1 protein-coding gene is annotated in these 1,261 nt (G+C 73.5%); it reads left to right on the top strand.

Annotation, left to right across the window (positions count from 1 at the left end; all coding sequences use genetic code 11):
• Positions 1-1,261 (top strand): polyketide synthase dehydratase domain-containing protein (locus AB0I88_RS41325; protein ID WP_361037781.1); only part of this gene is annotated, 1,261 nt, incomplete at both ends.

The raw sequence follows: 1,261 nt of genomic DNA on the forward strand, positions 1-1,261 counted from the left end.
TCGCCACCCTCCACACCCGCGGCACCGACCTCGACCTCGGCCCCGGCACCCGCGCCACCCTGCCCACCTACCCCTTCCAGCACCAGCGGTACTGGACCGAGAACACCGGGGTGGCCGCCCCGGCCAGCCGGTTCGGGCTCGCGGACGCCGGTCACCCGCTGCTCGGCGCGGCCATCGAGCTGCCCGGCCTGGACGGTGTCGTCTACTCCGGACGGCTCTCCGTGAGCGCCCAGCCGTGGCTGGCGGACCACGTCATCGGCGGCGTGGTGCTGGTACCCGGGGCGGCGCTGGTGGAACTCGCGGTGCACGCCGCGGACGCGGTCGGCTGTTCGGTCGTCGAGGAACTGACCACGATCACCCCGCTGGTGCTGCCGGCGGACGCCGGTGTGCAACTGCGGATCCGGGTCGGCGAGCCGGACGGTGAGGACCACCGCCCGCTGGAGATCCACTCCCGGCCGGAGGGCGCCGACGCCTGGACGACGCACGCCATCGGATCGGTCGCCGCCGTTCCGGTCGACAGCCCGGGAACCGTCGTCGAGTGGCCGCCGTCCGGTGCCCGCCCGGTCGACCTGACCGGCGGATACGACCGCCTCGCCGAGCGGGGACACGAGTACGGGCAAGCCTTCCGCGCCGTGACCGCGGTGTGGCGGCGCGGCGACGAGTTCTACGCCGACGTCGAACTGCCCGATACGGCCGAGCGCTTCGCCCTGCACCCGGCCCTGCTCGACGCGGCGTTGCACGCTCCGCTGCTGGCCGGCCCGGACGACGACGGCCCGGCTCTGCTGCCGTTCTCCTGGCAGCGGGTGGTGCTGCACGCCACGAACGCCACTGCGCTACGGGTGCGGATCGCTCCGTCCGGTTCCGGATGGTCGCTCAGCGCGACCGACGGCGCCGGGGCTCCGGTCGTCTCGGTGGGTCGGCTGGAGACCCGGCCCGCCGGGCCCCTCGAAACCCCGGCCGCAAACCACGATTCGCTGTACGAACTGAGCTGGATCCCGTCACCGGTCGCCGCGTCACCGGCCGATGACGTGACGGTGCTCGACACCACCACCCTCGGCCTCGGCGCGGAGGACACCCCCACCCGCGTGCACACCACCGTGAACCGGGTGCTCGACGAGATCCGGACGTGGCTGGACGACCCGGCCGGTTCCCGCCTCGTCGTTCGTACCGAGGGTGCGGTGGCTCTTCCTGGTGAGGGCGTGACCGACCTGGCTGGTGCGGCGGTGTGGGGTTTGGTGCGGTCGGTTCAGGTGGAGCATCC

This window comes from Actinoplanes sp. NPDC049802 (assembly GCF_040656595.1).
Lineage (GTDB): Bacteria > Actinomycetota > Actinomycetes > Mycobacteriales > Micromonosporaceae > Actinoplanes.